The sequence below is a fragment of the Prosthecobacter sp. Pr1 genome (genome assembly GCF_057652315.1).
In genome coordinates this window covers 61348-73495 of the sequence record NZ_JBYFBS010000006.1, presented here as the reverse complement: position 1 = coordinate 73495, position 12148 = coordinate 61348, and the positions used below count along the sequence as shown (strand labels likewise).

General features: G+C 57.7%; 12 protein-coding genes. 11 read left to right on the top strand and 1 reads right to left on the bottom strand.

Going from position 1 to position 12148, the window contains the following annotated elements; genetic code table 11:
- The first annotated feature begins 32 nt into the window (after positions 1-32).
- On the top strand, positions 33-842 hold the full coding sequence (locus AC24GY_RS12065; RefSeq protein ID WP_487683134.1) for an FkbM family methyltransferase: 810 nt from the start codon (positions 33-35) through the stop codon (positions 840-842).
- Here the strand turns inward: AC24GY_RS12065 and AC24GY_RS12060 are convergent.
- Complete coding sequence (locus tag AC24GY_RS12060) at positions 828-1838, bottom strand: glycosyltransferase family 9 protein (RefSeq protein ID WP_487683132.1); 1011 nt, start codon at positions 1836-1838, stop codon at positions 828-830. The genes AC24GY_RS12065 and AC24GY_RS12060 overlap by 15 nt on opposite strands.
- A 54-nt stretch (positions 1839-1892) precedes the next feature.
- On the opposite strand from AC24GY_RS12060, the gene AC24GY_RS12055 reads away from it, so the two are divergent.
- From AC24GY_RS12055 to AC24GY_RS12010, 10 genes are all read left to right on the top strand, one after another.
- Positions 1893-2081 (top strand): hypothetical protein, encoded by a 189-nt coding sequence (locus tag AC24GY_RS12055; protein ID WP_422319923.1) that lies wholly within the window; start codon positions 1893-1895, stop codon positions 2079-2081.
- Positions 2078-3052: an exosortase/archaeosortase family protein gene (locus tag AC24GY_RS12050; RefSeq protein ID WP_487683130.1), complete on the top strand. Its 975-nt coding sequence runs from the start codon at positions 2078-2080 to the stop codon at positions 3050-3052. Before AC24GY_RS12055 ends, AC24GY_RS12050 begins: the two co-directional genes overlap by 4 nt.
- On the top strand, positions 3049-3762 hold the full coding sequence (locus AC24GY_RS12045; protein ID WP_487683638.1) for an exosortase-associated EpsI family protein: 714 nt from the start codon (positions 3049-3051) through the stop codon (positions 3760-3762). The genes AC24GY_RS12050 and AC24GY_RS12045 overlap by 4 nt, the downstream gene beginning before the upstream one ends.
- Positions 3759-4559, top strand: a complete 801-nt coding sequence (larE, locus tag AC24GY_RS12040; protein ID WP_487683128.1) for an ATP-dependent sacrificial sulfur transferase LarE — start codon at positions 3759-3761, stop codon at positions 4557-4559. The genes AC24GY_RS12045 and larE overlap by 4 nt, the downstream gene beginning before the upstream one ends.
- Positions 4556-5314: a nickel pincer cofactor biosynthesis protein LarB gene (gene larB / locus AC24GY_RS12035; RefSeq protein ID WP_487683126.1), complete on the top strand. Its 759-nt coding sequence runs from the start codon at positions 4556-4558 to the stop codon at positions 5312-5314. Before larE ends, larB begins: the two co-directional genes overlap by 4 nt.
- Positions 5315-5475: 161 nt before the next feature.
- Complete coding sequence (locus AC24GY_RS12030; RefSeq protein WP_487683124.1) at positions 5476-6144, top strand: FkbM family methyltransferase; 669 nt, start codon at positions 5476-5478, stop codon at positions 6142-6144.
- 31 nt (positions 6145-6175) lie between these two features.
- A complete protein-coding gene (locus AC24GY_RS12025; RefSeq protein ID WP_487683122.1) occupies positions 6176-7534 on the top strand; it encodes a phenylacetate--CoA ligase family protein in 1359 nt (452 codons plus the stop codon).
- A 2-nt stretch (positions 7535-7536) separates the two neighbouring features.
- Positions 7537-8076, top strand: coding sequence for a contact-dependent growth inhibition system immunity protein (locus tag AC24GY_RS12020; protein WP_487683120.1), 540 nt, complete (start codon positions 7537-7539; stop codon positions 8074-8076).
- Positions 8077-8130: 54 nt separating this feature from the next.
- A complete protein-coding gene (locus AC24GY_RS12015) occupies positions 8131-10263 on the top strand; it encodes a bi-domain-containing oxidoreductase (RefSeq protein WP_487683118.1) in 2133 nt (710 codons plus the stop codon).
- A gap of 17 nt (positions 10264-10280) precedes the next feature.
- On the top strand, positions 10281-12095 hold the full coding sequence (locus AC24GY_RS12010; protein ID WP_487683116.1) for a heparinase II/III family protein: 1815 nt from the start codon (positions 10281-10283) through the stop codon (positions 12093-12095).
- The last annotated feature ends 53 nt before the right edge of the window (positions 12096-12148 follow it).

The window sequence follows — 12148 nt, the reverse complement described above, 5'->3', positions numbered from 1 at the left end:
TCGCTGCGGCGAAGTTTCGAAAGCCTGATTTCATGCTTCAAAAGTTCTCCAATGCCCTTTCCGGCCTGCGCGCTATCACCCGGTTCGATCGGGTGTTTTTCACTCTATGCCAGCGACTGCTGGGCCGTCGGCTGGGCTGGACGATCTATTCGAAGGGCGGGCTAAAGTTCCTCATCGACCATCTGGCGGGAGATCAAAACGGTACTCGTGATTGCATTACGGGCCCGATGTATCGGGAGCTGTTCAAGGAAATGCAGTTGCCGCGTCAGTTACGGTTGCTGGACCTCGGCGCCAATGGCGGCGGTTTCCCGCTGCTCTGCCTCGACCTCGGCTTCGAGTTCTCCGCCCTCACGTGTGTAGAGGTCAATCCCTTCACTCATTCCCGGCTCGCTCTCAACATCAGGCGAAACATCGGGCTTCGACCAAAGCTCCTGAATGTCGCCATTGGCGGTCATCCGCGTGAACTCACGCTTTCATTTCCATCAGGTGGCACCGGCTTCTCCATCTATGGCGCGGCGAATGGCACCGCGAATGAGGATGCTCTTATCGAGGTGCTTACGCTGGACGAAATCATACATCGCGGCTTTGGCGACGGAGCCGTGGATCTTTGCAAAATGGACGTCGAAGGCGCTGAGTACGAAGTCTTGCTGGGTGACTCCGCCGATAGTCTTCGCCGTGTTCACTACCTCATCATCGAAATTCACCCTGCAGAGCCGGCGAAGCAGGACGCCCTCTGCAGAAAAATTGCGAGCCACGGTTTTGAACGCATCAAAACCTCAGCCGCCTGCGATGACGTTCATCTGTTCGTTAATCGCCAGTGGACGGACTCAAGCCGCAGCTAGCCGCGTTTCGATCCTCCGATGCACCTCGTCCACGCTCCAGCGGTCCATGCAGGCCATAGGCCGCTCCTTGTTCTGGCAGGCATTCACCGGGTGCGAAAGCAGGTCACACGGCTGGCAGGCCAGCTTGGGATCACGCAGAATGTCAAAACCGTCCGTATGCCAGGGCGGATCCCAGTTGGAGGTCGAAGGACCGTTGAAGATCGTGCCCGGAACGCCAAGAGCCGAGGAGATGTTCATCGGTCCCGAATTGTTGCCGATGAAGTACTTCGCACCTGCCATCACGCGTACCAGTTCATCCAAGGACCCCGGTTTTACTCTCCGCACCTGCGGCTTCAGCATTGTCTCACCGGCTTCACCCTGTTCGAACCACGTCACTGCATGCTGGGCAGACAGCCGGTTCACCAGCTCTATGCCGCGTTCCAGCGGCCAGCGCTTGTAGGCACGGCTCGCCCCCGCATGCATCACCACCGACCCATGTTCTTCACGGCCAAAGGCGCTCAAGTCCGGAGGCGGCATGTTTTCTCGCAAAGCCGGCAGCTTCAAATGGCGTATCAGTGCCTGGGCGATGCGCCAGTTATGGATCGCCACATGTTCATCACCTTCCGAGGGCAGACGGAGATTCAGGAGTGCATTCAGCTTCACCCGCTCGGACAGCGGCCCGACTACGAAACGGGCGCCGCTGAACCTTGCGAGGAAGTGCGCCACACTTCCCTGATCACTGCCGAGCAGGCATGCGTCCGGCTTGATGCTTCGAATATCCCGCCAAAAATGCCAAAGGCGCGCGGGATGCCGCCAGGCACCATTAAACTCGGCCGTTGCGTAAGTATGGACTTCCACTTCAGGGCAGCAGACTTCATACAATCTAGCCGCTGTCGGACTCGTCAGCACCACTATGCGCCAGTCCGGATACGCCTCCACAAGCGACTGCACGACGGGCAGGTACACGACGTTGTCGCCGAGTTGGTTCACTTTGGAAATGAGCAGTGTCTTGAGCATTGAATGTTTTGACAGGCTTGTCCTGGAATCCGTTTCGATTTGAATCCTATCCCAATGATTCAGCCTGACTGGCTTGGATGCGACCTCATGGCCCATCATAGCATCTACGAGACTTCTACCATCGCACCGCTGACTTTTACCTTCAATGAAATTCAAGAATGGAAGGAGCAGTTAAAGAAACCGCTGACCATGCCGGGCGTTGACGATTCTTTTCACGGCTCATTTCTCAAGCAATCATCATGAGTCGTTTACGCAGTTCATCATGGCTCGTGCTGGCGTTGTTGGCGGCCTGTGGCTTGCTCCTCATTGCCATTCAGCCTTATGCGGCCGGTTACGGTCACTTCCGCCGGACGATTCTCTCCGAACTCCTCATGCAGTGGAAGGACCCGACCTGGCAGCACGGCGCATTGCTGCCGCTCATTGTCGGCTTTCTGCTCTGGCGGCGTAAAGATGAGGTCGCACAGTTTCCAGTCTCCTCGAATCGTTCAGGTTTGGCACTGATCCTTTCCGGGTTGTTCCTCTACTTCGCCGGTTTTCGCGCCAACAATTTCTACTGCGGCTACTTGGGCATCATGACTTTGATTGCAGGCGCATCGCTGTGGCTGGAAGGCGCTCAGCGCAGCCGCGCAAGGTTGTTCGCCTGGCTGATGCTCGGGCTCATGTGGCCGCTGCCCTTTTTGGAGGAAAGCATCGGCTACCAGATGCGGCTTCTCATGGTGAAGTCGACAGGCTTTGTCCTCAATGCCGTGGGCGTCGATTCCCTCGTCTCCGGCACCGCTCTGCAGTCCATGCCCAACATCGACTTGGGCCGCAAGGCGGGCGACTTGTTCAGCGTGGGCATCGCCGCGCCATGCTCTGGCATGCGTTCACTGTTTGCGCTGCTCGTCGTCGGCGCGTTGTTCAGCTATTTCCGCCAGCGTTTCATGTGGCGCAGGTTTGCACTGTTCAGCATGATTCTGCCCATCGCCATCGTCGCAAACATGGCGCGCATTCTGGTCCTGATATTCACGGCCATGGTCTTCGGGCAGCAATGGGCCATTGGCGATGCCGAGAAGGAAGTGTCCGCCTTCCACGAATTCACCGGCATCGTGGTCTTCCTGGTGGCGCTGCTTCTTTTGCAGTTCGCCTCCTGGCTGCTGGATCGTTCGTGCGGCGGTCCGGGCTTCAAAAACTCGCGCACTGTCTCACGTCAAGTGGTTGCCCCTGTCATATGATTGCTCGTGCTTTCATTCTTCTGCTGCTCTGCGGCATGACGTTGTTGCTCTGCCAGTTTTTTCCTCAGCCCAAAGGCGGGGAAGCAGCAGGCGTGCTGGAGGAGTTGCCCATGGTGGCGGGCGGTTTTGTCGGCGAAAGTGAAGATCCCAGTGCCAGGGAGCGCGATCTTCTCCCTGCAGACACGATCATCAAAAAACGCAAATATCAGACGCCCGGCAGATCCATTGAAACTCGCGATATCGCGCACGCTTCGCTCGTCATCGCGGGCAATGACACTCGCAGCATTCATCGCCCCGAAGTCTGCCTCGATGGTCAGGGCTGGACCATCACAAGTTCAACCGTGCGTGAGGTAAAGATGACTTCAGGCGCTGTTCTGCGCGTTCGCGACCTGGCCATCCAGCGTGAAGAACTCAGGTCAGACAGGTCCAAGCTGCTGCTGCGTGCGCATTACATTTACTGGTTCGTGGGCAGCGACATCAGCACACCCAGCAATCTGGAGCGTCAACTTCTCAGCTTTAGAGACAGCGTGCTGCGCAACGTGAACCACCGCTGGGCCTACCCCTCCGTTATGGCATTCGTCACGGACAACCTCACACCACAGCAATGGGGTGAACGTCGTCGAGATAATGAGGAAACGGTAAAAATGATTCTCTCCCTCATTCACAGCCTCGCTCCGAAGTTCCAGAAAACCCTGATGCAATCCTTATGATTCAAAAACTCAAAGATCATCTGCAGCCTTTGGGGCGTGTCGCCGTCGCCTACTCTGGCGGTGTGGACAGCACGCTCGTGCTGAAGGCCTCCTTGGATGCCCTCGGCAGGGAAAATGTCATCGCCCTTCTAGCCGTCTCTCCAAGTCTGCCGCAAAGCGAAAAGCACGAAGCGGTCGCACTTGCTCAACAGCTCGGTGCCCGTCTCGAACTGCTGCCAACCGCAGAAGTCAGCGATCCCGCCTATCAGGCGAATGCGCCAAACCGCTGCTACTTCTGCAAGGACCATGTCTATCGCGCCCTGCGTCAGTTCGCAGAGCAGAACAGCATCGACCACGTGCTTGATGGCATGAACGCCGAAGACACGCTCGACGTTCGCCCCGGTCGCGCCGCCGCTCGTGAACTCCATATCCTCAGCCCGTTGCACGACCTCGGTTTCAGCAAACAGGACGTGCGTCACTTCGCCAAAGTGCTCGGTTTGCCGAATTGGGACAAGCCCGCCGCTGCCTGCCTCGCCTCCCGTGTGCCATATGGCACAAGCGTCACACCGAAACTGCTCTCGCAGATCGAGCAGGCCGAGGCCGCACTTTTTGACCTCGGCTTCCGTGAGCTGCGCGTGCGTCATCATGGCGATGTCGCCCGTCTTGAAGTGCCCGAGGCCGATCTGCTGCGCGCTTTGCAGCAGCGCGAGGCCATCACCTCAGCTCTCCGTGCCACCGGTTACACCTACATCACCCTTGATCTTGCCGGGTTGCGCTCCGGCAGCATGAACGAAGTGCTCAAGGCCCGCTCCGTATGAATGAATCAATACTGGCCGACCTTCTCGCTCAAGTCAGCGCAGGTACATTGCCTCCTGACCAGGCGCTGGAACGTCTGCGCACCCTTCCTTTCGCCGAATCAGGCCAGGTGCTGGCCGATACTCATCGCATGATCCGTCAGGGCTTTCCTGAAGCCGTGTATGCCGAAGGGAAAACGCTCGCCCAAACCACGGATGCCCTCACTGCCCTTGTCGCTGCCCATGGTAGTGCGCTCGCCACGCGCGTGAATTCTGAAGTCGCCTTATCGCTGCAGCAGCGTTTTCCCACCGGCAGCTATGACAGCGCTTCACGTTTGTATCGCATCGGTCAGATGAGCGGGTTGTTCCAATCATCGCCTGTGGCTGTGGTGTGTGCTGGCACATCCGATTTGCCGGTTGCCGAGGAAGCCGCTCAGACCCTCGAATTCGCCGGCGCGCGGGTAAACCGCATCACCGATGTCGGCGTGGCTGGTCTCCATCGCCTGCTGGCACGTCTCGATGATTTGCGCAGCGCCAGTGTGGTCATCGCCATTGCCGGCATGGAGGGTGCGATGCCCAGCGTTCTCGGCGGACTTGTCGCTGCGCCGGTGATCGCAGTTCCAACCAGTGTGGGCTATGGTGCAAATCTGAACGGTATTGCCGCCTTGCTCGGCATGCTCAACTCTTGTGCCAGCGGCCTAACTGTGGTGAACATAGACAATGGATTCGGTGCCGCCGTGGCTGCGCTCCGCATTCTCAAGCTCCGTGCAACAGAATGAATCACGATAGCATCGCCTTCAAGGCATGGGTGGGCTTGTGTCGCCGCTGGCCTTTCATTCGCGGACGCGACAGGTTCATGCGGATTTCTATTTCCAATCCACGCATCCGGCAAAGGCTGCTGGTTCGGTCAGAATGGGTTAATACTCGGGAAGGCTTCCAGATGAAAGTCAGTCCCGAGTTTGACTACACATCCTTCATGCTCCGCTTGTTTGGCAATCTCGAGCCAAAGACCGGCAGCTTCATTCTCAGCAACATGAAGGCTGGCGAGACCTTTCTCGACATCGGGTCCAACGTTGGCTACTTCGCCTTGCTCGTTGCTTCCAAAGTGCCGCAGGCTCATGTGGTTGCCTTCGAGCCGAATCCGCCTGTCGAACTCTGCCTCAGCGAGTCTGTACAGAAAAACGGATTGGGCGCCCGCATGAAGGTGGTGCGCAAGGCCGTGTCAAACAAGGTCGGGGCAGTGTCTTTTGCAGTCGACACGATCAACTCAGGCCACTCCCGCATCGCCACTGGAGAAACGGGCGCGGACCTCATCCAGGTGGATGCCGTCATCTTTGATGAATGGGTGAAGGCACACCCGCTTGCCAGCCCTGTGGGATGCATCAAGATGGACGTCGAAGGTGCGGAAGTGCTCGCATTGAAGGGAATGCCTGAATTGCTTGCCAAGCACCGCCCCGCTCTTTGCATCGAAGGATATGACAACCAGCTCGCGGAGTTTGGTTCAAGCCTCGCCGAGCTCCGCCAGCTTCTCATGGATGCTGGTTATGTCGAAGTGGCACCCTTCGACGGCAATCTCTACCTGCAGCATCGGGACGTGGCTGTCATCTAGTGCTTGCGGGCAGGCCTGCCCGCCAACTGAAATGTCTCTCGAAGACGCCCTTTACCCGCTGCTCAAGCTCTACGAGGCAGCACCGCAGCCCGTGAAGTCACTGGCAGGCCGCATGTATCGGGCGCTTCCCCAGTCCCTGCGCTACGGCCAGGCCTACACACGATTCCAAAACGAAGCACATGAGGTTGAGACATGGGATGCGGAGACTATTCAACGCTATCAGATCAAAGCATTGCGCGAGTCTCTGATGGCGGCAGCTAAGGCCCCATTTTATGCCGAACGCTTTGCAGCAAGTGGCGTCGATCCGGCAAAATTCGAAACACTGGAGCAGCTCGCCGATTATCCGCTGCTCACAAAGCAGGATGTGATTTTGCAGCGTGAGCAGATGGTCAATCCAGAGTTCGATGCGAAGCACCGCCTCTACATCACCACAGGCGGATCAAGCGGCGTGCCGGTCGGATTTTATCTGCACAAAGGAGTGAGCCGTCCAAAGGAGCAGGCCTATTTGGAGGCGCAGTGGTCTCGCCGCGGTTATCGCACCGGAGACCGCGTGGCCGTCATTCGCGGGAGCGTCACCTCCAGCAAAGCCGGTGGTGCCATCAGTTATTACGATGCCACACGAAACTGGCTCATTCTCTCCTCCTATCATCTCACGCTGGAACGCCTGCCCGAGTATGTCGCCGCATTGAATCGCTTCCGTCCGCAGCACCTGCATGCCTATCCCAGCGCAGCGCTGATGCTGGCACGCGGACTGGAGCAGACTGGCCTGAAACGTGACTTCAAGCTGACCTCCCTTCTTTGCGGCTCGGAAAAGCTCACCGCAGAATCCCAGCAATATCTGGAGTACTTCTTCAAAGCGCCCGCGTTTCACTGGTATGGTCACAGCGAACGCGTCGTCCTCGCCGCGCAGACACGCACCTCCAATCATCTGCATTTCTGGCCCACGTACGGCTTCGTGGAATTCGGCGATCCAGATGCCGAAGAAAACCGTGAAATCATCGGCACCTCATTTCACAATCACGTCATGCCGTTGATCCGGTATCGCACTGGAGATTATGCAAAAATCACGAACGGCGTGGCTTCTGAAATCGTCGGCCGCGATTACGAATACCTCGTCAGCGCCACCGGCCGCCGCATCTCGCTCACCGCGATCAACATGCATGATCGAATCTTCGATGGCCTGCTCGCCGTCCAGTTCTTCCAAGAACACGCAGGTTCAGTGGAATTCCGATTTCAGCCCGGGCCGCAGTGGCAAACCAGCCGGGAGCAATCCATGCAAGCAGGCTTGTTAAAAAAGTTGGGAGATGACTTCACACTCACCTTGCGGCAGGTGCAGGAAGTGGAGAAGACCAGTGCTGGCAAGCACAAGTGGCTGGTGACAAAAATCTAGGCATGACGAAAATCGATTTTGACCTTGGCCGTAGCCCCCAGGAACTCGAAGGAGTGGACTTGGGAGAGCCGCCCTATGAGTCGTCATTGGTGATCGATTGCCACCGCCTTCATAGGACGGCGTTGCGAGATTTCACATTGAGAGACATTCAGCGCATGATCGTCCAGCAGCTTTGCCTGCCTTACTTGGTGCCACTCGCCTTGCAAGAACTGCACCAACGCCCCAATGCCGACGCAGATCTGTATGACGGCGCCCTATTAAAGGCCATTCTGGACGTTGAGGAGGCCTTTTGGAAGACAAGGCCTGATTTGGCGGCGGATCTGCTGGACTTGCTAAACAGCCTCTCATGCCAGCTCGGCCAAATCGCTTCTTTCGAGAGGATCGCTGTTTTGGAAGTGCTGGACGAACAAGGGCATGTATTTCTAGCGCGTTGTGGCATTCCTGGCGCAAGCTTGATCGACTACGGGCAACCCGAGAAAAATCAAAACCTGACCGACGATGATCTTGCCGCCTACACAACAAAATTGTGCCGCCAGCCTTGATGCCGAGAAGAGCCCCGACATGTCAAAAGCCCAACCTGATTGAACCGATAACCCATGCGACAAATCGCCCAATACCAAGACGGACGCCTCGAACTGCAGGACGTTCCTGCACCTGTGCCACCGCCGGGAGGCATCTTGGTGCAGATGACGTGCTCGGTGATTTCGCCCGGCACGGAACGCATGAAGGTGGAGCAGGCCCGGATGTCGCTTCTGCAAAAGGCCAAGGCGCGGCCGGATCAGGTCAAGAAAGTGATCGATACAGCGAAGACCCTTGGCTGGAAAGCCGCCCTGCAAAAGGTGCGCAACCGTCTCGAATCACCAACCCCTCTGGGCTACTCCGCCGCGGGAATCGTGGTGGCGGTGGATGAGCTGAACTCACGTTTTCATGTGGGCGATCGCGTGGCCTGCGGCGGTGCAGAGTGTGCGTTTCATGCAGAGATGATCGCGGTGCCGGATCTGCTCGCCTCACCCATTCCCACCGGTGTGGAAGACTGGCAGGCAGCCTATACGACGCTCGGGTCCATCTCCATGGAAGCCGTTCGCCAAAGTGGAGCACGACTTGGCGAGCGTGTGCTCGTGCTGGGGCAGGGGCTCGTCGGTCTGCTGGCAACGAGTCTGCTGAAGGCTTCCGGTGCACGCGTGATGAGCGCGGACTTTGTCGCAGATCGTCTGCAAACCTCACTCGCCATGGGGGCGGAGCGCATTGTGAATCCATCACAATCAAAGCTCGAAGACGAAGTGCGCGCATGGACAGACGGCCACGGCGTTGACGCAGTCTTGCTGTGTGTCGGCGGCAAAGGCCGCGACGCAGCGAACACCGCGATTTCCTGCCTCCGTGATCGAGGTGTGATGGTGATCGTGGGCATCTACGATGCAGAGTTGTCATGGAAGACCGCCTACATGAAGGACATCCAGGTGCGCTACTCGCGCAGCTACGGCCCGGGCCGTTATGATCCGCAGTATGAATGGGGTGGTCAGGACTATCCCATCGGCCACGTGCGCTGGACCGAGAACCGAAACTTCGAAGCATGTCTGGAACTGATGCGCACAGGCCAGTTGAATTTGAATCCAGTGACCACGCGCAGGGTGAAATTTGGAGATGTGCTCGGAATTTACGACAAGCTCGAGAGTGAACTTGGTGTGGTGATCGAGTATTGTAGTCCCGGCTTTAGCCGGTCTGGAAACGGGGAACCCAAAGCAACATCAGAGTTTCCCAAGCTCCCAAAGACAGCTCTGCAAACCACCGTCGGAACCCTCGATGTCATTGGCGCAGGCAATTTCGCGCGCACGATGCTGCTCCCTCACGTGAAAGAAAAAATCACCCTCGGTACAATCGTGAATGCCACGGGTCTCTCAGCACGTCATGTGAAGGAAAAGTTTGGCTTCGATCACGCGGAAACAGATTCGGCGAAAGTCTTCGGTCATAAAGCCTCAGCCGTGATGATCGGCACCCGCCATCATTTGCATGCACCGCTGGTGCTGAAAGCCCTGCAATCCGGCAAGCAGGTGTTTGTCGAAAAGCCGCTCTGTCTGACTCAAGACGAACTGACACAGATCGATTCTGCCATGCTCGAATCAAAGGGCAGCGTGATGGTGGGTTTCAACCGACGTTTCGCTCCTGCCACAGTGGCAGTGATGGAAGTTCTGAAAACGGTCTCTGGCCCAAAGACACTCTCATTTCAAGTCAACGCAGGCGTGCTCGCGCCGGATCACTGGTATGCGAATGTCGCCGAAAGCGGAGGCCGCGTCCTTGGCGAGGCCTGTCACTTTTTTGACTTTGCCTGCCACGTCCTCGGCAAGCCGGTGAAAGTCACCGCGCAGACGATAGGCCGGCCCAAGGTGCCAGATTCAGTCACGGCACAGATCGAATTTGCAGACGGATCGTCGGCGCAGGTGATTTACTCCGCCGAAGGTGACTCGGCATATCCCAAGGAAACGTTTCGTGTGTTCGCGAGTGGCTTAGTATGTGAGTGCGAGAACTTCATGAAGCTGTCGGTCTTCAAACAGCGCAAAGAGACCGTGAAGAAATTCGCCTCAAAGGGACACGCCGAAGAAATGGCGGCATGGCTGGCCTTCTTGAAGGACGGAGCACCACATCCGCTGCCCTATGAACAAGCGCGGCAGAGCATGCGCCTGACATTCGCAGTGCTGGAGTCAATTCGCGAAGGGCGAAGCATCGCATTGTGATGAGCCTGGGCTGGTACATGCAGCGCTTGCGCGTAATGAGTGTGAGCGAGATTGCTCGTCGCGTGGCTGAGCGCCTGGGGCGGCGCAATGAGATTGCAGCTCTCAGACGCATCTCCCGCAAAGCCTGGGACGGCACATTCACCGATGTTCCCAAACTACCCTGGCGCGATCGTGTCCCGCCCGAACTGCGCAAACAGCTGGCCGCAGATGCTGAAAAGCTGATACGTGGCGAATGGGAACTGTTTGGCTGGAAGACCGTCGAGGTGGGCGCACCGCCATGCTGGCACCGCGATGCGACACTCGGTGTCGTGATTGATCCAGCCATCCCCGCGCGAATGCTCAATCATCGCCATCTGGAGCACGATGCCGATGCGCGCGCCATCTGGGAGATCAATCGCTGGAGCGAAATGACGCGCATGGCCATGCACAGCGCTCTGAATGGCGATGTGCATGCGATCCGCGTCTCCCAGCTCTGGCTGGAGGACTGGTGCGATCGCAATCCTCCAGGACTTGGCATCAACTGGACAAGCCCTTTGGAAGCAGGGCTGCGACTGATGAACTTCTGCTGGTTCGATGCATTGGTGCGTGGCTGCAACGATCCCGAACTGGCCCGTAGGCAGGATGAGCTGACCGCACGCATCGTTCCCACGCACGCGTGGTGGATCTGGCGCCGTCGTTCGTTCGGCTCCTCTGCAAACAATCATCTCATCGGCGAACTGAGTACGCTGGTGCTGGCGCTTGCGCGCTGGCCCTCACTGGCCCGCATGATCCAACCCACCCAGCACGTGGTGAAACTGCTGGAGCAAGAAATTTTGCAGCAGTTCGCCACCGATGGAGGCAACAAAGAGCAGGCCTTGCATTACCACCTGTTTGCGTGGGAAATGTGCTGGCACGCAGGCATGGCGTCAGGTGGGTTCAAGCCGGAAGTGCAGCAGCGTCTGGCGCTGGCTGCACAATACTTCGTTGATGTCGTCGAGTCACCCGAGTGCTGGGATTTTGGCGACTCCGATGACGCGCAGGTGCTTCCATTGCCGCTAAAGCGTGTCAATGCAGCCTCTGAGTTTCGTAGCTGGCTTCTCAATAGAGCAGATGGTGCAGTGCTGCGTTTCTGGCTGGGCGAGCCACCCAAAGGCGTTAAAGCAGCCATGCGCAGCAAGTGGCTCACGCATGAGCAAAGCGGGCAGGCAGTATGGCGTGATGCGCGCTGGACGGTCCGGGCAGATGCTTCCCCCCTCGGTCTGGGCAGCATGGCGGCTCATGGCCATCTCGATGCACTGCATGTGTCGCTCTGGTTTGAGCAGCACGCACTTGTCATTGATCCCGGAACGGGTGCTTATTACAGCAATCCGGCACTGCGGACGAGGCTGGCGTCATGGGACGCACACAATGGCCCCATGCCTGTCACTGGTCGCTCTTCTCCCCGGCGCATGGGGCCGTTCTTATGGGCCAAACATCATGAGAACCCGGGACTCGAAATCAGCAGTGACATTTGCGTGATGAGCTTTGTTTGTGAAGGGCTTCGAATCCAGCGTGCTGTTCATGTCGCACAGGATTATGTAGAAATCTGCGACGATGTCGGCCTTGCAGCCTCGTGTGTGGTGACTTGGCAGCTGGCACCCGGCTGGCGCATCGAGCAGGAGCGCAAGAACGGCTTCGTCTGCCACCACGCCGAATCCATTCCCGTTCATGCGACGCTGAATGGCGATGCCATTGAACAATGGGAGATCGTGGAGCGCGAGGCTTCACCGCACTTTCGTGAACTGGTGACGACGCAGGCAGTAACAATCACCTTTCGCGGCACGCTGACGACGATCTGGCGCAAGTCAGGCTGACGGCTTCTATATCTTAAAACAAGCACAGGCGCGGGAGCATCTCCCGCGCCTTT

Coding starts and splice junctions, on each gene's coding strand:
- AC24GY_RS12065 (WP_487683134.1), top strand. CDS start 33: ATGCTTCAAAAGTTCTCCAATGCCCTTTCCGGCCTGCGCGCTATCACC.
- AC24GY_RS12060 (WP_487683132.1), bottom strand. CDS start 1,838: ATGCTCAAGACACTGCTCATTTCCAAAGTGAACCAACTCGGCGACAAC.
- AC24GY_RS12055 (WP_422319923.1), top strand. CDS start 1,893: ATGATTCAGCCTGACTGGCTTGGATGCGACCTCATGGCCCATCATAGC.
- AC24GY_RS12050 (WP_487683130.1), top strand. CDS start 2,078: ATGAGTCGTTTACGCAGTTCATCATGGCTCGTGCTGGCGTTGTTGGCG.
- AC24GY_RS12045 (WP_487683638.1), top strand. CDS start 3,049: ATGATTGCTCGTGCTTTCATTCTTCTGCTGCTCTGCGGCATGACGTTG.
- larE (WP_487683128.1), top strand. CDS start 3,759: ATGATTCAAAAACTCAAAGATCATCTGCAGCCTTTGGGGCGTGTCGCC.
- larB (WP_487683126.1), top strand. CDS start 4,556: ATGAATGAATCAATACTGGCCGACCTTCTCGCTCAAGTCAGCGCAGGT.
- AC24GY_RS12030 (WP_487683124.1), top strand. CDS start 5,476: ATGAAAGTCAGTCCCGAGTTTGACTACACATCCTTCATGCTCCGCTTG.
- AC24GY_RS12025 (WP_487683122.1), top strand. CDS start 6,176: ATGTCTCTCGAAGACGCCCTTTACCCGCTGCTCAAGCTCTACGAGGCA.
- AC24GY_RS12020 (WP_487683120.1), top strand. CDS start 7,537: ATGACGAAAATCGATTTTGACCTTGGCCGTAGCCCCCAGGAACTCGAA.
- AC24GY_RS12015 (WP_487683118.1), top strand. CDS start 8,131: ATGCGACAAATCGCCCAATACCAAGACGGACGCCTCGAACTGCAGGAC.
- AC24GY_RS12010 (WP_487683116.1), top strand. CDS start 10,281: ATGCAGCGCTTGCGCGTAATGAGTGTGAGCGAGATTGCTCGTCGCGTG.